At 71.9% G+C, this 19,780-nt stretch carries 18 protein-coding genes; 8 read left to right on the top strand and 10 right to left on the bottom strand.

From position 1 onward, the window contains the following. Together AB0E91_RS02595 and ccrA are read left to right on the top strand one after the other, a co-directional pair. Positions 1-741 carry an alpha/beta fold hydrolase gene (locus AB0E91_RS02595; RefSeq protein WP_361773978.1) on the top strand — a complete coding sequence of 247 codons (741 nt, stop codon included), beginning with the start codon at positions 1-3 and terminating at the stop codon, positions 739-741. A gap of 63 nt (positions 742-804) precedes the next feature. Continuing rightward, positions 805-2,136, top strand: a complete 1,332-nt coding sequence (ccrA, locus tag AB0E91_RS02590) for a crotonyl-CoA carboxylase/reductase (protein ID WP_361773975.1) — start codon at positions 805-807, stop codon at positions 2,134-2,136. Between the two features lie 74 nt (positions 2,137-2,210). On the opposite strand, the gene AB0E91_RS02585 is transcribed toward ccrA, so the two are convergent. Next, complete coding sequence (locus tag AB0E91_RS02585; RefSeq protein WP_361773972.1) at positions 2,211-2,726, bottom strand: DoxX family protein; 516 nt, start codon at positions 2,724-2,726, stop codon at positions 2,211-2,213. 136 nt (positions 2,727-2,862) lie between these two features. Here AB0E91_RS02585 and AB0E91_RS02580 point away from each other — a divergent pair, with 136 nt between their 5' ends. After that, positions 2,863-3,798: a pirin family protein gene (locus AB0E91_RS02580; RefSeq protein WP_361773969.1), complete on the top strand. Its 936-nt coding sequence runs from the start codon at positions 2,863-2,865 to the stop codon at positions 3,796-3,798. Between the two features lie 44 nt (positions 3,799-3,842). Beyond that, complete coding sequence (locus AB0E91_RS02575) at positions 3,843-4,175, top strand: GNAT family N-acetyltransferase (RefSeq protein WP_361773966.1); 333 nt, start codon at positions 3,843-3,845, stop codon at positions 4,173-4,175. An 88-nt stretch (positions 4,176-4,263) separates the two neighbouring features. Here AB0E91_RS02575 and AB0E91_RS02570 read toward each other — a convergent pair whose 3' ends face one another. Then, complete coding sequence (locus AB0E91_RS02570; protein WP_361773963.1) at positions 4,264-6,360, bottom strand: hypothetical protein; 2,097 nt, start codon at positions 6,358-6,360, stop codon at positions 4,264-4,266. Positions 6,361-6,758: 398 nt separating this feature from the next. Here AB0E91_RS02570 and AB0E91_RS02565 point away from each other — a divergent pair, with 398 nt between their 5' ends. The 3 genes from AB0E91_RS02565 (at position 6,759) to AB0E91_RS02555 (ending at position 9,802) form a co-directional block, all read left to right on the top strand. Beyond that, the gene (locus AB0E91_RS02565; protein ID WP_361773961.1) at positions 6,759-7,655 is read left to right on the top strand and encodes a methylenetetrahydrofolate reductase; all 897 of its coding nucleotides are present in this window, start codon (positions 6,759-6,761) and stop codon (positions 7,653-7,655) included. An 88-nt stretch (positions 7,656-7,743) separates the two neighbouring features. Further along, positions 7,744-9,282 (top strand): DNA-3-methyladenine glycosylase 2 family protein, encoded by a 1,539-nt coding sequence (locus AB0E91_RS02560; RefSeq protein WP_361773959.1) that lies wholly within the window; start codon positions 7,744-7,746, stop codon positions 9,280-9,282. 10 nt (positions 9,283-9,292) lie between these two features. Further along, a complete protein-coding gene (locus AB0E91_RS02555; protein ID WP_361773957.1) occupies positions 9,293-9,802 on the top strand; it encodes a methylated-DNA--[protein]-cysteine S-methyltransferase in 510 nt (169 codons plus the stop codon). A gap of 11 nt (positions 9,803-9,813) precedes the next feature. Here the strand turns inward: AB0E91_RS02555 and AB0E91_RS02550 are convergent, their stop codons facing one another. Both AB0E91_RS02550 and AB0E91_RS02545 read right to left on the bottom strand, forming a co-directional pair. Further along, positions 9,814-10,551, bottom strand: a complete 738-nt coding sequence (locus AB0E91_RS02550; protein ID WP_361773955.1) for a Sir2 family NAD-dependent protein deacetylase — start codon at positions 10,549-10,551, stop codon at positions 9,814-9,816. A 65-nt stretch (positions 10,552-10,616) separates the two neighbouring features. Continuing rightward, positions 10,617-11,111 carry an NUDIX hydrolase gene (locus AB0E91_RS02545; RefSeq protein WP_361773952.1) on the bottom strand — a complete coding sequence of 165 codons (495 nt, stop codon included), beginning with the start codon at positions 11,109-11,111 and terminating at the stop codon, positions 10,617-10,619. A 352-nt stretch (positions 11,112-11,463) separates the two neighbouring features. Between AB0E91_RS02545 and AB0E91_RS02540 the strand changes: the two genes are divergently transcribed. Then, a complete protein-coding gene (locus AB0E91_RS02540) occupies positions 11,464-12,612 on the top strand; it encodes a glycerate kinase (protein ID WP_361773950.1) in 1,149 nt (382 codons plus the stop codon). A 788-nt stretch (positions 12,613-13,400) separates the two neighbouring features. On the opposite strand, the gene pssA is transcribed toward AB0E91_RS02540, so the two are convergent. From pssA to AB0E91_RS02510, 6 genes are all read right to left on the bottom strand, one after another. Continuing rightward, positions 13,401-14,219, bottom strand: a complete 819-nt coding sequence (gene pssA, locus AB0E91_RS02535; RefSeq protein WP_199584909.1) for a CDP-diacylglycerol--serine O-phosphatidyltransferase — start codon at positions 14,217-14,219, stop codon at positions 13,401-13,403. 22 nt (positions 14,220-14,241) lie between these two features. Further along, complete coding sequence (locus tag AB0E91_RS02530; RefSeq protein WP_018546998.1) at positions 14,242-14,898, bottom strand: phosphatidylserine decarboxylase; 657 nt, start codon at positions 14,896-14,898, stop codon at positions 14,242-14,244. Between the two features lie 168 nt (positions 14,899-15,066). Beyond that, positions 15,067-16,272 carry an acyl-CoA dehydrogenase family protein gene (locus AB0E91_RS02525; RefSeq protein WP_361773946.1) on the bottom strand — a complete coding sequence of 402 codons (1,206 nt, stop codon included), beginning with the start codon at positions 16,270-16,272 and terminating at the stop codon, positions 15,067-15,069. 3 nt (positions 16,273-16,275) lie between these two features. Beyond that, positions 16,276-16,788 (bottom strand): MaoC family dehydratase, encoded by a 513-nt coding sequence (locus AB0E91_RS02520; RefSeq protein WP_030809541.1) that lies wholly within the window; start codon positions 16,786-16,788, stop codon positions 16,276-16,278. Position 16,789: 1 nt separating this feature from the next. Further along, complete coding sequence (locus AB0E91_RS02515) at positions 16,790-17,755, bottom strand: CoA ester lyase (protein WP_361773943.1); 966 nt, start codon at positions 17,753-17,755, stop codon at positions 16,790-16,792. Beyond that, positions 17,752-19,779 carry a protein meaA gene (locus AB0E91_RS02510; RefSeq protein ID WP_361773940.1) on the bottom strand — a complete coding sequence of 676 codons (2,028 nt, stop codon included), beginning with the start codon at positions 19,777-19,779 and terminating at the stop codon, positions 17,752-17,754. The genes AB0E91_RS02515 and AB0E91_RS02510 overlap by 4 nt, the downstream gene beginning before the upstream one ends. Position 19,780: the final 1 nt, after the last annotated feature.

Below are 19,780 nucleotides of genomic sequence, written 5' to 3'. Positions count from 1 at the left end.
ATGCCCACCCAAGCCCCCACCGGCGCCTGGATACGGCGCTTCCATCCGGCACCCGCGGCCGGGACACGGCTGGTGCTGCTGCCGCACGCCGGAGGCTCCGCCAGCTTCTTCTTCCCCCTCTCGCGCGCCCTCGCGCCCACGGTGGACGTGCTCGCGGTCCAGTACCCGGGGCGGCAGGACCGGCGCAACGAGGCGTGCGTCGACGACCTGGGCACCCTCGCCGACCTGGTCACCGCCGAGCTGCTCCCCTGGACCGACCGCCCCCTCGCCCTGTTCGGGCACAGCCTCGGCGCCGTGCTCGCCTACGAGGTGGCCCGTCGGCTGGAGGAGCGCGGCACCGTGCCGCTGAAGCTGTACGTCTCCGGCCGGGGCGAGCCCGACGGCCGGCGCGGCGAGCAGGTGCACCTCCTCGACGACGACGCCCTCGTCACGACCATGACGCTGCTCGCGGGCACCGAACTGGAGGTACCGGACGAGGAGTTGCTCAGACTCACGCTGCCCTCGCTGCGCAGCGACCACAAGGCGATCGAGAGCTACCGGCACCGTCCGGGCCCACCGCTCACGACCCCCGTGGTCGCCCTGACCGGCGACCGGGACCCCAAGGTGACCCCCGAGGACGCCGGCCGGTGGTCGCGGTACACCACCGGCGCCTTCGACCTGCGGGTCTTCGACGGCGGCCACTTCTACCTCGTCAGGCAGCTGGACGGGGTCGCGGACGCCGTGCGGGAGACGCTCGCCTGACCGGCGGCGCCCACCGGCCGCCCACCGCCCACATCACACGCACCCCTTTGAGAGGACTGCTCAGTGTCTGATCTGCTCCAGGCCGTCATCGCCGGTGCCGACCCCGAGGAACTGCTCGCCATCGACCTCCCGTCGTCCTACCGGGCGGCGTATCTGCTCAAGGACGAGGTCGGCATGTTCGAGGGCGAGACCGACAAGGACGTGCGCAAGTCCCTGCATGTCGGCGAGATCGCCATGCCGGAACCGGCCCCGGACGAGTGCATCGTCGCCGTCATGTCGGCCGCCATCAACTTCAACACCGTATGGTCCGCGATCTTCGAACCGGTCCCCACGTTCGCCTTCCTGGAGAAGCTGGGCAAGCAGGGCTGGCACGGCGGCCGTCACGACCTGCCGTACCACCAGCTCGGCTCGGACGGCTCCGGCGTGATCGTCCGCGTCGGGTCCGGGGTGAAGAACTGGAAGGTCGGCGACAAGGTCGTCATCTCGCCGTCCTACGTCGACGAGGAGGACCACGCCTCCTACGACGACGGGATGCTCACCGAGACCCAGCTCGCCTGGGGCTTCGAGACGAACTTCGGCTCGCTCGGCGAGTTCTGCCTGGTCAAGGCCAACCAGCTGGTCGCCAAGCCCGCGCATCTGTCCTGGGAGGAAGCCGCCGCCAGCACCCTGTGCGCCGGGACCGCCTACCGCATGCTGGTCGGCGGGCACGGCGCGCGGATGCGGCAGGGCGACGTCGTCCTCGTCTGGGGCGGAACCGGCGGCCTGGGCTCCTACGCCGTGCAGTTCGTCAAGAACGGCGGCGGGATACCCGTGGCGGTGGTCGGCTCCGCCGAGAAGGCCGCGCTGGTCCGCGCGCAGGGCTGCGAGCACGTGATCAACCGGTCCGAACTCGACCTCCCGGAAGGGAGCTTCCGCCACCCCAAGGCGGGCCGCGTCCTCGGCGAGGCCGTGCGCTCACTGGTCGGCGAGGACCCGCAGATCGTCTTCGAGTACCTGGGCGCCGAGACCTTCGGCACGTCGGTGTACGTCGCCAAGCGCGGCGGCAAGATCGTCACCTGCGGCTCGTCGACGGGCTACCGGCACGAGTACGACAACCGGTTCCTGTGGATGCGGCTGAAGCAGATCATCGGCTCCCACGGCTTCAACTACCACGAGGCCGTCCAGACCAACCGGCTGATCGACCGGGGCATGATCCACCCGACCCTGTCGCGGGTCTACTCCCTCGACGCCGCCGGTGAGGCGACCCGCGCCGTCCAGACCAACCAGCACGTCGGCAAGGTCGCGGTGCTGTGCGCGGCGCCGTCCGAGAACCTGGGCATCGACGCCCCCGAGCGGCGCGCGAGGATCGGCGAGGACCGGATCGGCCTGTACCGGAAGTGGACCGAACAGCACTGAGCCGGACACGCGCTACGGGGGAGGAGGTCCGCGAGGGCCTCCTCCCCCCGGCGTTCAGGGCCGTCCCGGGTTCGTCAGCCCCGGATGATCAGCACCACCACCGACGCCGCCGCCGCGAGGATCACGGCCGCTACGCCGTACGCCAGCCGGTGGTTCCGCAGGACCGGTACGAAGTGGTCCAGGGCGATGCGGCCGGGGCCGGTCAGGGTCAGACCGAGGGCGACGACGGCCAGGAGGAGGGTGAACTCGAAGCCGGTGGGGGCGAAGAAGCCGTTGTTCCAGGTGACGGCCAGGGCGTTGATCATCGTGCCGAGGGCGGCGGCGCCCGCAAGCGGGGTGAGGAGGCCGAGGGCGAGGCCGATGCCGCCGAGGGTCTCGGTGAGGCCAGCGAGCAGGGCGAAGGCCGAGCCGGCGGGATAGCCGCTGAGGGTGAAGAAGTGGCCGGTGGCGTCCAGACCGCCGCCGCCGAACCAGCCGAACAGCTTCTGCGTGCCGTGCGTGAAGAGGATCACGCCCGCTGCCAGCCGGATGACCAGCAGCCCCACGTCGTAGGCGGGCTGGGAAGAGGTGGGACGGTGGGGGGAAGTCATGCGAGGGGGCCTTTCGGAAGTGCGTGGAGCCGGGGTGTCATGGATCCCCCCTAGTGGGGTGTACCCGCTGGGGCGGGCGCCCTATGATGACCAATGTAGTTGAACGTAGAACAAAACTTGGCGGGAGGCGCCCGGCGTGAGCAACGGCGAAGACAGGCGGGTCGACGTACTGACCCCGCGCGACGTACCCCTCGGCGGCCCCCGCGCCATGACCGTCCGCCGGACCCTGCCGCAGCGCGGACGGACCACCATCGGTGCCTGGTGCTTCGCCGACCACTACGGGCCCGACGACGTCTCCGCGAGCGGCGGCATGGACGTCCCCCCGCATCCGCACACCGGTCTCCAGACCGTGAGCTGGCTGTTCAGCGGGGAGATCGAGCACCGCGACAGCCTGGGCAGCCACGCCTTCGTACGGCCCGGCGAGCTGAACCTCATGACCGGCGGCCACGGCATCTGCCACTCGGAGGTCTCCACCCCGGGCACCACCGTCCTGCACGGCGTCCAGCTCTGGGTCGCCCTGCCGGAGGAGCACCGCGACACGGAACGGGACTTCCAGCACCACGTCCCCGAGCCCGTACGGGTCGACGGCGCCGAGATCAGGGTCTTCCTGGGGGACCTCCCCGGAGTCGGAAGTTCACCCGTGCGGACCTTCACGCCCCTGCTCGGCGCCGAGATCGTCCTCCAGCCGCACGCCACCCTGACCCTCGCCGTCGACCCCGCCTTCGAGCACGGCCTCCTGGTCGACGAGGGGGAGGTACGGCTGGACGGCACGACGCTGGGCCGGGCCGAACTGGGCCACCTGCCCCCGGGCGGCGACACCCTCACGCTCACGAACGACACCGACGGCGTCGCACGGGCCGTCCTGCTCGGCGGCACCCCGTTCGAGGAGGAGATCGTCATGTGGTGGAACTTCATCGGGCGCAGCCACGAGGACATCGTCAAGGCCCGCGAGGAATGGCAGAGCGCGTCCGGCCGCTTCGGCGCCGTCGAGGGATACCCGGGGGAGCGGCTCCCGGCACCCGAACTCCCGAACGCCGCCCTCAGACCACGCAAGAACCCGGCGCGCCACTGAACCCCGCCGGCCGACGCGCGAACACCCTCCCGAAAGGCACCCCCATGACCCAGCCCACCCCCACCGTCGAGCGCAACGACGCCAGGCACCGCTACGAGATCCTGGTGGACGGCGAGCGCGCCGGGCTCACCGCCTACCTCGACCGCGAGGACCAGCGCGTCTTCCACCACACCGAGGTCGACGACGCCTACGCCGGACAGGGCCTCGCGTCCCGTCTGGTCCAGGAGGCGCTGACCGACGTGCGCGCCGCGGGCAAGCGGATCGTGCCGGTCTGCCCGTATGTCGCGAAGTTCCTTGAGCGGCACGCGGAGTTCGCCGACATCACCGACGAGGTGACGCCGGACGTCCTGGAGTGGCTGGACAGCCGCCTGGGCTGAGACGCGGGACAGGGAAAAGGCTGGAGAGAAGGGCCGTCGTGCGGGACCGGATCAGTGGTCCCGCACGACGGCCTTCGCGTACCCGCGACTACGCGGTGACCGTGTCCTCCGCGCCCCCCTCCGCGCCCCCCTCCACGGCCGCCTCGCGTGCCGCGTCGTCGTCGCCCGCGCCGCGCGGCGCCGGGATTCCCGGGGCGGCGAGCCGGGCGGCCATCCGCTCGCGGCGCTCGTCGGCCCTGGCGCACAGCGCCTCGGCGGCGGAGCGGAAGCGCTCCAGGGAGGGCGGGTCGGACGGGCCGAGCAGGTGCTCCTTCAGCGCGGCGCGCAGCCCGGCGCAGCGGTCCTTCCCGGGGTGGCGGACCGACTCCAGCAGACCCCCGACACCCTTCGCGGACGGCGCCAGCACGACGGCCGCCGCCACGGTCGGGAAGGCGGTCCGGAACGCCTCCTCGCCCATGCCCGAGGTGTTGACGACGGCGTACGGCTTCTCGCTGGTCAGCCAGTCGGAGACCACGCTGGAGACATCGCTGACCAGCACGTCCGCCGCGTTGAAGCAGGCGAAGATAGCGGGCCGCGCGTCGGTCACGATCAGATGCTCCCCCTGCGGGAAGGACGCCCAGTAGGCGGCCTCCCAGGCGGCCGTCGCCCGCTTGATCCCGGCCTCGCGGTCACCCGGCGGGGCGCCCTGGAGCAGCATGCGCTCCAGTTCGTCGGCGCCGGGCCGGAAGGAGACCGAGGTCAGCTCGTCCAGCTCGGCGGTGCGGCGGGCCAGCTCGGCGGCGGCCCCGGGGCCGGGGCGGGGACCGGAACGCCGGGCGGCGGCCTCGCGGATCATCGCCTTGATCCGCTCGTTGGCGGCGCCCGCGCGCGGGTCGACGGAGCCGGTCATCGGGTGCGGCTTGTAGACCAGGCGCACACCGGGGTCGGCCAGCAGCTCGCGCACGATGTTCTCGCCCGCGAGCACCACGGAGGTGTTGCCGGGGTTGCCGTCCCAGCCCTCCCAGGTGGGGGCGTACAGCACGGTGGTGTACTCACCGGCGGGCGGACCGGCGTACGGCAGGATCGGGGCCAGCTGCGGGCGGCCGACCTCGACGACGTCCTTGTCCTCGACCCCGACCTCCGCGAGCGCGTACCGCTCGCGCGCCGCCGGACCGGCCACCCACACCTCGTCGTACGCCTTGGCGTACGGGTTGCAGGAGGACAGCTTGTCGCTCTCGCCGTGGTTGATGAACGCGTGTTTGATGGAGGGGATGCGCAGCACCTGCGAGGTCTTACCGGAGTTCGCCGGGTGCAGCATCATCTTCAGCGTCGAGTTCTCCAGCGCGAACAGGGTGGAGACCCGGGGGAAGCAGATGACCGGCACGTCGGTGGCGTCGATCCGCTGCACCATGAACCGCTCGCGCAGCACGATCAGCGGGCGCTCCAGCCGGGAGAGCGTGGACAGCCACATGTTCGCCTGGTAGGCGGAGGAGGTGCCGCCGGAGAAGTACATGGCGACGGTCGGCCGGTAGCCGGCGAGCCACCTGTCCACCCACTCCAGCACCTCGGCGTCGCTCCTGGCGCGCTTCTTCCCGGTCAGCCAGCGGGCCAGGTGCAGGGTCCCGGCGCCCATCAGTGCGACGGAGACGGCCAGGCCGACCGCGCCCCAGCGCGCCTGCGCGGTGACGGCGGTGACGAGCAGGCCGACGGTCCCCGGGGCGGCGAAGGCCAGCAGCCGGTGCGCCGGGCGGCGCAGCAGAATGCGCGGCGGCGCGGCGCTCAGGTTCAGTGCGGAGGCGTCGATGTTGCGCGTGACGATCGGCAGCGAGCGGGCCCGCCGCACCATCACGGCGATCGCCTGGCACAGGAAGTGCAGGCTGTAGAAGGCGCCCAGGGCGACGAGCAGGGGTGCCTGCCCGCGCTCGGGGTCCATCCCGTCGATCCGCAGCAGCGCCACCATGATCAGCATGTCGCGCAGCAGCTGTCGCACGGTCACGTCCAGGCGGATCTTGTTCAGCTGCGCCAGCGTCGCGGGCCGCCGGTACTGGAGGTACGTCTCGAACGCGGCGCCCGCCGCCGTCGCGGCGACGAAGAGCGGGACGACCGGCAGCAGCGCGCCGATCAGCTGCGCCGTGAAGAGCGCGAAGAGCGCCGACACCGCGGACAGCTGCGCGAGGCGACGGGTGACGAGTCCGGCGGAGGGCACGGGCTGGGCTCCTGCGGGTGGTGCGACGCGCGGAACGCCGCGCGGACGGTCTGAGGCCGAGGCTGTCGTGGGTGAGGTCGCCCATCGCCGTGCGCGGATATGACGTCCGCCGCCGGTATCGCCCGTCGGCACAGGCCCCGCGACTCTTCCCACGCACGCAACAGATCCGTCATGCCTGACGTAACGAATGACAGCGCCAGGAGAAACGACATCCGGAATATTTGTGGATTTACGGCGGTGCTCTCCGCTCCTGCGCGCCACGCGCGGGCGGGCGAATTCCGCGCCCTTTCCCCGTTTTACGCGCCCGTGCGCGCCCGTGACATCATCGGCCGAGGCCGATCCGCCGAACCACTGAGCCGCCGGACCGCGATCCCGCAGTCCCGCGCACAAGGAGCACGATGAACCCCGTCCCCTCCGTCCCGGTCGCCCCGGCCGCCCGTGCGACGGAAGCCGGAGGCGCGGGTGCCGTGCTGCTGGACGGCTTCTCGCTGGAGATGACCGGCAAGGACGTGCCCCGCCTGGAGGAGGCCGCCCCCGGCATACCCCCGGGCACCCGGATCAACGTGACCTACCTCGCGGGCGAGGACCTCGGTACCCGGCTGGCCGCCGCCCGCGCGGTCAAGCGGCTCGGTTTCGTCCCCGTACCGCACATCTCCGCCCGCAGGCTGCCGTCCCGGGCGCGGCTGGAGGAGTTCCTCGCCGGACTGGCCGCCGACGGCACCGGCGAACACGTCTTCGTGGTCGGCGGCGACCCCGCCCGCCCCGAGGGCCCGTACGAGGACGCGCTCTCCGTCATCCGCACCGGACTGCTCCAGCGCCACGGCGTACGGCACATCGGCATCAGCGGCTACCCCGAGGGCCACCCGGACCTCACCGGGCCCGTCCTGTGGTCCGCGCTCACCGACAAGGCGGCCGCGCTCGGCGACGAGGGGTTCGGCGGCGAGGTGATCACCCAGTTCGGCTTCGCCGTGGACCCCGTGCTGACCTGGCTGGAGGCGGTCCGGGCACGCGGGGTACGGCTGCCGGTGCGCGTCGGCGTCCCCGGCCCGGCCGGAGTGCGCAGACTGCTCGGCTACGCGTCCCGCTTCGGCGTCGCCACCAGCGCCTCCGTCGCCCGCAAGTACGGCTTCTCGCTGACCAACCTCATGGGCACGGCGGGCCCGGACCGCTTCCTGGACGAGCTGGCGCTGCGGTACGACCCGGAGCGGCACGGGGTGGTGAAGGTGCACTTCTACACGTTCGGGGGGCTGCGGACGACCTCGGAGTGGGTCGGCGGATATCGCACGGCCGTCTGAACTTGATTCGGGTCGGCCCCTGGTCACCCCCAGGTACATGTCGGATTCTCGCCAGCGCCCCGCCCTCCCGGTGGCCATCCTTGTACTCATGCGGACAGTGACGAGCGGGACGACAGGGGCAGGAGCAGGGACGGGGGCGACCCCGGCCGCCTCGGCGGCACACCTGGACCGGGAACACTGCGTGCACGCCGTGCAGTCCAAGGACGCGCGGTTCGACGGGTGGTTCTTCACGGCGGTGCTCACCACCGGCATCTACTGCCGGCCGAGCTGCCCGGTCGTCCCGCCCAAGCCGCGGAACATGACCTTCTACCCGAGCGCCGCCGCCTGCCAGCGGGCCGGTTTCCGGGCCTGCAAGCGCTGCCGCCCGGACGCGAGCCCCGGTTCCCCGGAGTGGAACCAGCGCGCCGACCTGGTGGCCCGCGCCATGCGGCTCATCGCCGACGGCGTCGTGGACCGCGAGGGCGTCCCCGGACTCGCCTCCCGGCTCGGCTACTCCGCCCGGCAGATCGAGCGCCAGCTCCTCGCCGAGCTGGGCGCCGGACCGCTCGCCCTGGCCCGCGCCCAGCGCGCGCAGACCGCCCGGCTGCTGATCGAGACGACCGCCCTGCCCATGGCGGAGATCGCCTTCGCCGCGGGCTTCGCCTCCCTGCGCACCTTCAACGACACCGTCCGCGAGGTGTACGCGCTCACCCCGACCGAGCTGCGCGCCCGCGTACCCGCCGCCGGTCCGGCCGCCACGCCGGGCACGATCGCGCTCCGGCTGCCGTACCGCGCCCCGCTGGAGCCGGGCAACCTCTTCGGACACCTGGCCGCCACCGCCGTACCCGGCGTGGAGGAGTGGCGGGACGGCGCCTACCGGCGCACGCTCTCCCTGCCGTACGGGCACGGGATCGTGGCGCTCTCCCCGGCGGCCGGGCACATCGCCTGCCGTCTGACGCTCAGCGACCCGCGCGACCTCACCGTGGCGATCAGCCGCTGCCGCGCCCTGCTCGACCTGGACGCGGACCCGGCCGCCGTCGACGAACGGCTGCGCGCCGATCCGTCGCTCGCCCCGCTGGTGGACCGCGCGCCGGGGCGGCGGGTGCCGCGCACGGTGGACGAGGCCGAGTTCGCCGTACGGGCGGTGCTCGGGCAGCAGGTGTCCACGGCCGCCGCCCGCACCCACGCGGGCCGCCTGGTCACCGCGCACGGCAAGCCGCTGGACGACCCCGAGGGCGGACTCACCCACCTTTTCCCGAGCCCCGAGGCGCTGGCCGCGGTGGACCCCGAGACCCTGGCGATGCCGCGCACCCGGCGCACCACGCTGACGACGCTCGTCCGGCATCTCGCGGACGGCACGCTGCGGCTCGGCGCCGAGTCCGACCGGGCCGAGACCCGCGCCCGCCTGCTCGACCTGCCCGGCTTCGGGCCCTGGACCGCCGACGTCATCGCCATGCGGGCCCTCGGCGACCCCGACGCCTTCCCCGTCACCGACCTGGGAGTCCGGAAGGCCGCCGAACGCCTCGGACTCCCCGCCACCCCGGCCGCGCTCACCGGCCGCGCCGAGGCCTGGCGGCCCTGGCGGGCGTACGCCGTGCAGTACCTGTGGGCGACCGACAGCCACCCGATCAACGTCCTTCCGGACTGAGGAAGTTGCCATGAGTGCCAGCAAGCACCACACCGTCATCGACAGCCCCTACGGGCCCCTCACCCTCGTCGCGGACGCCGACGACACGCTGTGCGGCCTCTACATGGAGGACCAGCGCCACCGCCCCGCCGAGGAGACCTTCGGCCCGCGCGACGACACCCTGAGCGCCTTCACCGAGGCCCGCGAGCAGCTGTCGGCCTACTTCGCGGGCGACCTGACCGACTTCACCCTCCGCCTGAACCTCGCCGGCACCCCGTTCCAGCAGCGCGTCTGGGAACAGCTCACTCTCATCCCCTACGGGGAGACCCGCAGCTACGGCCAGCTCGCCGCCGCCCTCGGCAACCCCACCGCCTCCCGCGCCGTCGGCCTCGCCAACGGCCGCAACCCCATCGGCATCATCGTCCCCTGCCACCGCGTCATCGGCTCCACCGGCAGCCTCACCGGCTACGGCGGCGGCCTGGCCCGCAAGCAGCGGCTCCTGGAGTTCGAGAAGGCCGAAAAGGGGGAGAGCCTCTTCTGACCGAGGGTGGTTCAGCCGCCGTACCGCCCGGCCAGCGCGCTCAGCAGGCCGGGCAGTGCCGTGCCGATCGGCTCGCGGATGACCTCCTCGGCTCGATCGTCGTACGGGGTCGGCTCGGCGTTGACGATGGTCAGCCGGGCGCCGTGATCGGCGGCCACCCCGGCGAGACCGGCGGCGGGCTGTACCTGGAGCGTGCTGCCGACGGCGATGAACACCGTGCACGCCTTGCTGATGGACAGGGCCTCACCCAGGACCACGGGGTCGAGGCTCTGCCCGAACATCACCGTCGCGGACTTCAGAATCCCGCCGCACTCCAGGCACGGCGGATCCTCCTCACCGGCCTCCACCCGGGCGAGGGCGCCCTCCATCGGGCCGCGCGCGTGACACTTGGTGCACACGAACTCCCTTGCGCTGCCGTGCAGTTCGAGCACCTTCCGGGCGGGCATCCCGGCCCGCTGATGCAGCCCGTCCACGTTCTGCGTCAGCACCCGCACCGGGACGCCGGAACGCTCCAGCTCGGCCACCGCCCGGTGCGCGGCGTTCGGCTCCGCCTTCAGCGTGCGGTTCTTGCGCCGCATCTGCCACGAGCGGCGCCGGATCTCCGGGTCCGCCATGTAGTACTCGTACGTCACCAGCTTCTCGGCCGCCGGGTCCCGCCGCCACAGCCCGTTGGGGCCCCGGTAGTCGGGGATGCCGGAGTCGGTGGAGATGCCTGCGCCGCTGAGGATGGCTACGAGGGGCTTGCTCATGGGGCCGAGGGTAGGGCGGGCCGGGGCGGCGCGGCGAGCGGATAATCGGCGGGCGCCCAGGCCCTTCAGATCACCCGGAGACCGTTCTCCAGCTCCGCCGGCCCCGTCCCCTCCGCCAGGACGTCCAGGGCGGTCAGGATGCGGTCGGAGAGGGGCGGGGGGAGGTAGTCCGGGAGGTCGGCGCGCGGAACCAGGCGCCAGGAGAGCAGCTCCTCCTCCTGGAGGCGGATCGACTTCAGCTCGGCCTCGCTGAGCACGCCACCGTCGTACAGGTACGCCACCAGCGGCGGCCGGTCCGGCCCCGGCACCCAGTCAACCGTGAGCAGACGGCCCGGCTCCCGGTCCAGCCCGATCTCCTCCAGCGTCTCGCGCCGGGCCCCCTGCCGGGGCGTCTCGCCGTGGTCCGACTCGATCGTCCCGCCCGGCAGCCCCCACCCCGGCCGGTAGTTCGGCTCGACGAGCAGCACCCGCCCCTCCGCGTCCCGGAAGAGACACGCGGCTGCGGCGAGGACGCGGGGGAGACCGGCGATGTACGTGGCGAAGTCGTTCGAGGTGGTCATCCTGGCAGGGTAGCCAGGCACGGGGCGGTGGGCACAGGGGGCGCCGTCGCATCCCCGGCGCGCGGACGGGCGGCTCGGCGCCGGGGAGGAGATCCCTGTGCGCGGGTCCGTATGCGGGGGCATTTGGGGATTCCACGCCTGGCGCGGGCCGCCGAGAGCATCCCTGCCCGCATGGCTCAGGGACGTGTCCGGTGTCGTGCCGACGGGGCGCATGGACGCGATGCGCACTCGGCGCGGCGCGCGGACGGCGCCCCCGGGCGCGGGGCGTGTCCGGCGTCGCACCGCGGGCGGGAGTCCGGCGGCAACCCTTAGGGTCGCACCGGCGAACGCTGGTTCGGATGGTGAGGGGCATGTGGTGACGGACGGTACGGGGCAGGGGCGGCGGGTGCTGGTCGCCGCCGACAAGTTCAAGGGGTCGCTGACGGCCGCCGAGGTCGCCGTGCGGGTCGCGGCCGGGCTGCGAAAGGTCGTACCGGACGTGGTGGTCGAGGCGCTGCCCGTCGCCGACGGCGGGGACGGCACCGTGGACGCGGCGCTTGCCGCCGGGTTCGAGCGGCGGGAGGTACGGGTCGCCGGTCCGCTGGGGGAGCCGGTGACGGCGGCCTTCGCGGCGCGCGGTCACACCGTTGTCGTGGAGATGGCCGAGGCGAGCGGGCTGCGGCGACTGCCGGAGGGGGTACGGGCGCCGCTCACCGCCTCCACGTACGGCTCGGGGGAGCTGCTGCGGGCCGCGCTGGACGCGGGGGCGCGGACCGTCGTGTTCGGCGTCGGCGGCAGCGCCACGACGGACGGCGGCGCCGGGATGCTGACGGCGCTCGGGGCGCGGCTCCTGGACGGCGACGGGAAGCCGGTGGCCCCCGGTGGCGGCGCGCTCGCGGACCTCGCCCGCGCCGACCTGTCCGGGCTCGACCCCCGTCTCGCCTCCGTGGATCTGGTGCTCGCCGGTGACGTCGACAACCCGCTGACCGGGCCGCACGGCGCCGCCGCCGTGTACGGCCCGCAGAAGGGCGCCTCCCCGGAGGACGTGACCCTCCTCGACGCCGCCCTCGCCCACTACGTGACCGTCCTGGCCGCCACTGTCCCGCGCGCGGCCGACCTCGCGACGTTCCCCGGCGCCGGTGCGGCCGGTGGCCTCGGCTACGCCGCCCTCCTCCTCGGCGCCCGCTTCCGGCCCGGCATCGAGGTCGTCCTGGAAACCCTCGGCTTCGCCGCCGCCCTGGAACGCGCCGACCTCGTGATCACCGGCGAGGGCTCCCTGGACGACCAGACCCTCCACGGCAAGGCCCCGGCCGGAGTCGCCGCAGCGGCCCGAGCCGCCGGCAAGCAGGTGGTAGCGGTCTGCGGCCGCCTGACGCTGTCCCCCGCCGCCCTCCGGAACGCGGGCATCACCCACGCCTACCCCCTGACGTCCCTGGAGCCGGACGAGGCGACGTGCCGGGCCCAGGCAGGCCCCCTCCTGGAACGCCTGGCCGCCCACCTGGCCGAGGACCACCTGACCTGAGCCTGCCGTCGCGTCTGCCGCTCGGGGCGCGCCTCGCGAGCCACCTGGCCGAGGACATGCCGTGCCGTGCCGTCCGGCTGGCGTGATCCCCTGTCGGAGCCCTTCGCCGCCTGCCCGGCCGAGGGCCGACCCGCCCGAGCCCGCGCCCGGTCTGCCGTACCCGGCTCAGGCGGCCCTGACAGCTCGCCGCTCGGTTCAGCCGGGGCCACCTCGCGCGGTCCTGGTTCCCGGTCTGGCGCGCCCGGCACACGCGGCTCTGGCAGCTCGCGCCAGGGGTCCACCTCACCCAGCCCCGGCCGCGCTCACCCTCGCCCGGCCCGGCCCGGGGCCACCCTCGCGGCGAACCTGGTTCCTGGTCTGGCGCGCCCGGCACACGCGGCTCTGGCAGCTCGCACGAGCGGGCCACCTCGCCCGGGCCCGGCCGCCCGACCTGCTGCTCCGGCTCACCCAGCCCCGGCCGCGCTCACCCTCGCCCAGCCCAGCCCAGCCCAGCCCAGCCCCCGAGCCCGTCCAGCGACGCCCTCCCCCCGCCCGTCCGGACCACCCCAGATCCCCGGAGGCCGCCCCCTCCCAACCAGGCCACCTCGAACCCTGCGCTCGGCCCCAGGCGCAAGCCGTCCGCCGGGTCCGGTCCACCGGAGATTCGCTCACCCCCTGGCCATCGCAGCCCCGCCCCCGGCCGGACTCCGCCCCGACCCCGACCCCGCCCCCGGCAGGGAAACGCCGAGGGCCCCGACCTGTCACAGGTCGGGGCCCTCGAATCACATACTGCTGAACCCAGCGGAGCGCTACGGCAGCTGCGCCGCCCGCGCCTCCCGCCGGTTGTCGCGGAAGTTGTTCACCCGGCGGGCCGTGGCGAACAGGGGGATCACCGCGCCCATCACCAGCTGGAGCGCGCAGCCCGTCTGGAGGAGGAGCTGTCCGCCCGGGGCGTCGAAGGCCCAGGCGGCCAGGAGGCCCATCGAGAGGACGATCCAGCCGAGCACGGCCCCGGCGAGGCGGCCGCGCGGCTTCGGGTACTCGACCCGGCTCACCATCAGCCAGGCGGTGCCCACGATGGCCAGGAGCGTCGCCACGAAGGGCAGCTCCAGGAGCACGATCGAGACGACGGTCAGGGCGCCGAACGGTGACGGCATTCCCTGGAACATGCCGTCCTTCATCGTCACGCAGGAGAAGCGTGCGAGGCGTAGGACGACCGCGAGCAGGACGACGATCGCGCCCAGGGCGGCCACGCGCTGGTGGGCGTCGTCCGCGACCATGCCGTAGACGAGGACGAAGTACGCCGGTGCCAGGCCGAAGCTGATGAGGTCGGAGAGGTTGTCCAGCTCCGCGCCCATCGGCGAGGAGCGCAGCTTGCGCGCCACCAGGCCGTCGAAGAGGTCGAAGATCGCCGCGCAGAGCATGAGGATGACCGCCGTGGCCGCGCTGTGGCGGGCCATGCCGGATTCCTGGCTGCCGGTGAGGTGCGGGATGAGGATGCCGGTGGTGGTGAAGTACACCGCCATGAACCCGCAGGTCGCGTTGCCGAGCGTGAGCGTGTCCGCTATCGACAGGCGAAGAGAGAGAGGCATCTCCTCCTCGTCGTCGGCCGCGTCGGCCTCGGGCACCCAGCCCGCTTGTGTCTCCGGATCAATCACGGTCAATGCGAGTCACCCCTGCCACGGTCTTCTGCCCGACCTCGACCGCGACCTCCACGCCCTCGGGCAGGTAGAGGTCGACACGCGAGCCGAAGCGGATCAGACCGATGCGCTCGCCCTGCTCGACCTTCGTCCCCTCGGGGAGGTACGGCACGATACGACGAGCCACCGCGCCCGCGATCTGGATCATCTCGATGTCGCCGAGTTCGGTGTCGAAATGCCAGACTACGCGCTCGTTGTTCTCGCTCTCCTTGTTGAAAGCCGGAACAAAGCCGCCGGGGATGTGCTCGACCGACGTCACGGTGCCCGCCAGGGGCGCCCGGTTGACGTGGACGTTGAGCGGGCTCATGAAGATCGCGACGCGGGTGCGGCCGTCCTTCCACGGCATGATGCTCTGCACCACACCGTCGGCGGGAGAGATGACCCGGCCCGTGGCGATCTCGCGCTCGGGGTCGCGGAAGAACCACAGCATTCCCGCCGCGAGCGCGGTGGCGGGAACGGCGACGGCCTTGGCGACGCCCGAGCGGCGGGCGCGGGCCAGGCTGAGGGCTGCGGTGGCGACGGTCGGGAGGAGCCACGGCGATGCTCCGCGCGCGAGGCGTACGCCGGCCCGGCTGTCGCGAGGTGCAGAGGTTTGGCTGTGGGGCATGGATGACCTTCGTAGCGGATGATGCCGCGCTTGACGGGGGACGGCGGCTTTCCGGGATCGTACCGGGAGCGGGCCGCAACTGGGCAAGCCAGGAAGCCGAGTCGACGGCCGAAGGCCGTCGACGGGGTGTGATCTTCCCTACGAAGAAAACACCCCGTCCCGGGACAATCAGCCCTGGAATCGGTACTCTTCGAGCAGTCTGCGACCGATGATCATTTTCTGGATCTCGGCGGTGCCTTCGCCGATGAGCAGCATGGGCGCTTCGCGGTACAGGCGCTCGATCTCGTACTCCTTGGAGAAGCCGTAGCCGCCGTGGATGCGGAAGGCGTCCTCCACCACTTCCTTGCAGTACTCCGAGGCGAGGTACTTCGCCATCCCGGCTTCCAGGTCGTTTCGCTCCCCGGAGTCCTTTTTGCGTGCGGCGTTCACCATCATCGCATGGGCGGCCTCGACCTTGGTGGCCATCTCGGCCAGCTTGAACTGGATGGCCTGGTGCTGGGCGATCGGCTTGCCGAAGGTGTGCCGCTGCTGCGCGTACTGGACGCCCAGCTCGAAGGCGCGCTGCGCGACACCGCAGCCACGCGCCGCCACGTTGACGCGGCCGACCTCCACGCCGTCCATCATTTGGTAAAAACCCCGGCCGGTGACGCCGCCGAGCACGCGGTCGGCCGGGATGCGCAGGCCGTCCATGATCAGCTCGGTGGTGTCGACGCCCTTGTAGCCCATCTTGTCGATCTTGCCGGGGATCGTGAGGCCGGGACGGACCTCGCCGAAGCCGGGCTCCTTCTCCACGAGGAAGGTCGTCATCGACTTGTGGGGCGCGGTGCCCTCGGGGTGGCCTTCGTCACTGCGGACCAGAACGGCCACCAGGGACGACGTGCCGCCGTTCGTCAGCCACATCTTCTGGCCGTTCAGGACGTACTCCTCGCCGTCCTTCACCGCCTTCGACGTGATGGCCGACACGTCCGAGCCCAGCGCCGGCTCCGACATCGAGAAGGCGCCCCGGATGTCGCCGAGGGCCATCTTCGGCAGGAAGTAGGACTTCTGCTCCTCCGTGCCGTGCTGCTTGAGCATGTACGCCACGATGAAGTGCGTGTTGATGATGCCGGACACCGACATCCAGCCCCGGGCGATCTCCTCCACGCACAGGGCGTAGGTGAGGAGGGACTCGCCCAGACCGCCATACTCCTCGGGGATCATCAGGCCGAACAGGCCGAGTTCCTTCAGGCCGTCGACGATCGCTTGCGGGTACTCGTCGCGGTGCTCCAGCTCCGTGGCGACCGGGATGATCTCCTTGTCCACGAAGTCGCGGACGGTGGAGAGGATCTCCTGCTGGATGTCCGTCAGACCTGCGGTCTGGGCGAGTCGGGCCATGGCCTACTTCACCTGCTCCTTGAGTTCCGGACGGCCCGGCTGTTCGCCGCCGCGCTCCTTGATGTACGTCTCGGTCGGCACCATGACCTTGCGGCGGAAGACGCACACCAGGGTGCCGTCCTGCTTGTAGCCCTTGGTCTCCACGTGCACGATCCCGCGGTCGTTCTTCGACTTCGACGGCCACTTGTCGAGCACGGTCGTCTCGCCGTAGATCGTGTCCCCGTGGAAGGTCGGCGCCACGTGCTTGAGCGACTCGATCTCCAGGTTGGCGATCGCCTTGCCGGAGACGTCCGGCACGGACATGCCCAGCAGCAGGGAGTAGATGTAGTTCCCGACCACCACGTTCTTGCCGAAGTCGGTCGTGCTTTCGGCGTAGTTGGCGTCCATGTGGAGCGGGTGGTGGTTCATGGTGAGCAGGCAGAAGAGGTGGTCGTCGTACTCGGTGACCGTCTTGCCGGGCCAGTGCTTGTAGACGGCCCCGACCTCGAACTCCTCGTAGGTGCGCCCGAACTGCATCTCACGCCTCCGGAATCTCGAACTTGGACGTCCGCCGCATTCCGGCCGCGCGGCCCTTGCCCGCGATGACCAGGGCCATCTTGCGGCTGGCCTCGTCGATCATCTCGTCGCCGAGCATCGCCGAGCCCTTCCTGCCGCCGGCCTCGGAGGTGCAGTACTCGTACGCGTCGAGGATCAGCTCGGCGTGGTCGTAGTCCTCCTGCGAGGGCGAGAAGATCTCGTTGGACGCCTCGACCTGGCCCGGGTGCAGCACCCACTTGCCGTCGAAGCCGAGCGCGGCGGCGCGCCGGGCGACCTCGCGGTAGCCCTCGACGTTGCGGATCTGGAGGTAGGGGCCGTCGATCGCCTGGAGGTCGTTGGCGCGGGCGGCCATCAGGATCTTCATCAGGATGAAGTGGTAGGCGTCCGCCGGGTAGCCGGGCGGCTGTTCGCCCACGACCAGCGACTTCATGTTGATCGACGCCATGAAGTCGGCGGGGCCGAAGATGATCGTCTCCAGGCGGGGGCTGGCCTGCGCGATCGCGTTGACGTTGTTCAGGCCCTGCGCGTTCTCGATCTGCGCCTCGATACCGATCCGGCCGACCTCGAAGCCCATCGTCTTCTCGATCTGGGTGAGCAGCAGGTCGAGCGCGACCACCTGCTCGGCGTTCTGCACCTTCGGCAGCATGATGCAGTCGAGGTTCGGGCCCGCGCCCTCGACCACCGTCACGACGTCCCGGTACGTCCACTCGGTCGTCCAGTCGTTGACCCGCACGACCCTCGTCTTGCCCGTCCAGTCGCCCTCGTTGAGGAACTTGACGATGGTGTGCCGCGCCTCGGGCTTCGCGAGCGGCGCGCACGCGTCCTCCAGGTCCAGGAAGACCTGGTCGGCCGGGAGACCCTGCGCCTTCTCCAGGAAGCGCGGGTTGCTTCCCGGCACCGCGAGACAGGAGCGGCGCGGACGCAGGCGGTTGACAGGGGACGTCATGCGGGGACCTCCAGGGGGTCGAGCTTGTTCGCTGTGCGGATCTCGTCGACGATACGGCCGATGATTCCCGTGATGTCGAAGTCCTTCGGGGTGAACACGGCGGCCACACCGGCGGACTTCAGCTGTTCGGCGTCGGCGTTCGGGATGATGCCGCCCGCGATCACGGGGATGTCGTGCGCGCCGGCCTCGCGCAGCCGCTCCAGGACGTCCGGCACCAGCTGGGCGTGCGAGCCGGACAGGATGGACAGGCCGACCGCGTGCACGTCCTCCGCGAGGGCCGCGTCCACGATCTGTTCCGGGGTCAGCCGGATGCCCTGGTAGACCACCTCGAACCCGGCGTCACGGGCGCGTACGGCGATCTGCTCGGCGCCGTTGGAGTGCCCGTCCAGGCCCGGCTTGCCGACCAGGAAGCGCAGCTTGCCCACGCCCAGGTCGCGTGCGGTGGCGTCCACTCGGGCGCGCACCTCGGCCATCGGGGAGCCCGCCTCGGCCGGTACGGCCACCGGGGCGGAGGAGACGCCGGTGGGCGCCCGGTACTCCCCGAACACCTCGCGCAGCGCCCCCGCCCACTCGCCGGTGGTGACCCCGGCGCGGGCGCACTCCAGCGTGGCCTCCATCAGGTTCTCGGTGCCCTTGGCGGCCTCCTTCAGCCGCTCCAGCGCCTTGCAGGGGCGCGGGTGGTTGAAGGGCGGCTGGTAGCGGGTGTCGCGCCAGTTCCGGAGCGCGCTGATCACCCGGTTCTCGACGGCCGGGTCGACCGTCTGGATCGCGGTGTCCAGGTCGGCGGTGAGCGGGTTCGGTTCGGTCGTCTCGAAGATGTTGACGCCGATGATCTTCTCGTCGCCCGACTCGATCCGCGCCCGCCGCTCGGCGTGCGAGGCCACCAACTGGGCCTTGAGGTAACCGGATTCGACGGCGGCCATCGCGCCGCCCATCTCCTCGATCCGGGCCATCTCGGCGAAGGACTCGTCGACCAGCGCGGCCACCTTCGCCTCGATGACGTGCGAGCCCGCGAAGATGTCCTCGTACTCCAGCAGATCGCTCTCGTGCGCCAGGACCTGCTGGATGCGCAGCGACCACTGCTGGTCCCAGGGCCGGGGCAGGCCGAGCGCCTCGTTCCAGGCGGGCAGCTGCACGGCACGCGCGCGGGCGTCCTTCGACAGCGTCACCGCCAGCATCTCCAGGACGATCCGCTGGACGTTGTTCTCCGGCTGCGCCTCCGTCAGGCCCAGGGAGTTGACCTGGACGCCGTAGCGGAAGCGGCGCTGCTTGGGGTTCTCGATGCCGTACCGCTCGCGGGTGACCTGGTCCCAGATGCGGCCGAAGGCGCGCATCTTGCACATCTCCTCGACGAAGCGGACGCCCGCGTTGACGAAGAAGGAGATGCGCGCGACCACGTCGCCCATGCGCTCCTGGGGCACCTGGCCCGAGTCGCGCACGGCGTCCAGGACCGCGATCGCGGTGGACATGGCGTACGCGATCTCCTGGACCGGCGTGGCGCCGGCCTCCTGGAGGTGGTAGCTGCAGATGTTGATCGGGTTCCACCTGGGGAGGTGGGACACCGTGTACGCGATCATGTCCGTCGTCAGCCGGAGCGAGGGTCCCGGCGGGAAGACGTGCGTCCCGCGCGAGAGGTACTCCTTGACGATGTCGTTCTGGGTGGTGCCCTGGAGCTGGGTGATGTCCGCGCCCTGCTCCTCGGCGACGACCTGGTAGAGCGCCAGCAGCCACATGGCGGTGGCGTTGATCGTCATCGAGGTGTTCATCTGCTCCAGCGGGATGTCCTGGAACAGCCTGCGCATGTCACCCACGTGCGAGACGGGCACGCCGACCCGGCCGACCTCGCCGCGGGCGAGGATGTGGTCGGCGTCGTAGCCGGTCTGGGTGGGCAGGTCGAAGGCGACCGACAGACCGGTCTGGCCCTTGGCGAGGTTGCGCCGGTACAACTCGTTGGACGCCTCCGCCGTGGAGTGGCCGGCGTAGGTGCGCATGAGCCACGGCCGGTCCTTCTGGCGCTGTGTCATC

Source organism: Streptomyces sp. NPDC026659 (assembly GCF_040638245.1).
GTDB lineage: Bacteria > Actinomycetota > Actinomycetes > Streptomycetales > Streptomycetaceae > Streptomyces.
The sequence above is the reverse complement of the archived record's forward strand: the minus strand, read 5'-3'. Positions and strand labels throughout refer to the sequence as shown.

Coding starts and splice junctions, on each gene's coding strand:
- AB0E91_RS02595 (WP_361773978.1), top strand. CDS start 1: ATGCCCACCCAAGCCCCCACCGGCGCCTGGATACGGCGCTTCCATCCG.
- AB0E91_RS02585 (WP_361773972.1), bottom strand. CDS start 2,726: ATGACTTCCCCCCACCGTCCCACCTCTTCCCAGCCCGCCTACGACGTG.
- AB0E91_RS02575 (WP_361773966.1), top strand. CDS start 3,843: ATGACCCAGCCCACCCCCACCGTCGAGCGCAACGACGCCAGGCACCGC.
- AB0E91_RS02565 (WP_361773961.1), top strand. CDS start 6,759: ATGAACCCCGTCCCCTCCGTCCCGGTCGCCCCGGCCGCCCGTGCGACG.
- AB0E91_RS02560 (WP_361773959.1), top strand. CDS start 7,744: ATGCGGACAGTGACGAGCGGGACGACAGGGGCAGGAGCAGGGACGGGG.
- AB0E91_RS02555 (WP_361773957.1), top strand. CDS start 9,293: ATGAGTGCCAGCAAGCACCACACCGTCATCGACAGCCCCTACGGGCCC.
- AB0E91_RS02550 (WP_361773955.1), bottom strand. CDS start 10,551: ATGAGCAAGCCCCTCGTAGCCATCCTCAGCGGCGCAGGCATCTCCACC.
- AB0E91_RS02545 (WP_361773952.1), bottom strand. CDS start 11,111: ATGACCACCTCGAACGACTTCGCCACGTACATCGCCGGTCTCCCCCGC.
- AB0E91_RS02530 (WP_018546998.1), bottom strand. CDS start 14,898: ATGCCCCACAGCCAAACCTCTGCACCTCGCGACAGCCGGGCCGGCGTA.
- AB0E91_RS02525 (WP_361773946.1), bottom strand. CDS start 16,272: ATGGCCCGACTCGCCCAGACCGCAGGTCTGACGGACATCCAGCAGGAG.
- AB0E91_RS02520 (WP_030809541.1), bottom strand. CDS start 16,788: ATGCAGTTCGGGCGCACCTACGAGGAGTTCGAGGTCGGGGCCGTCTAC.
- AB0E91_RS02515 (WP_361773943.1), bottom strand. CDS start 17,755: ATGACGTCCCCTGTCAACCGCCTGCGTCCGCGCCGCTCCTGTCTCGCG.
- AB0E91_RS02510 (WP_361773940.1), bottom strand. CDS start 19,779: ATGACACAGCGCCAGAAGGACCGGCCGTGGCTCATGCGCACCTACGCC.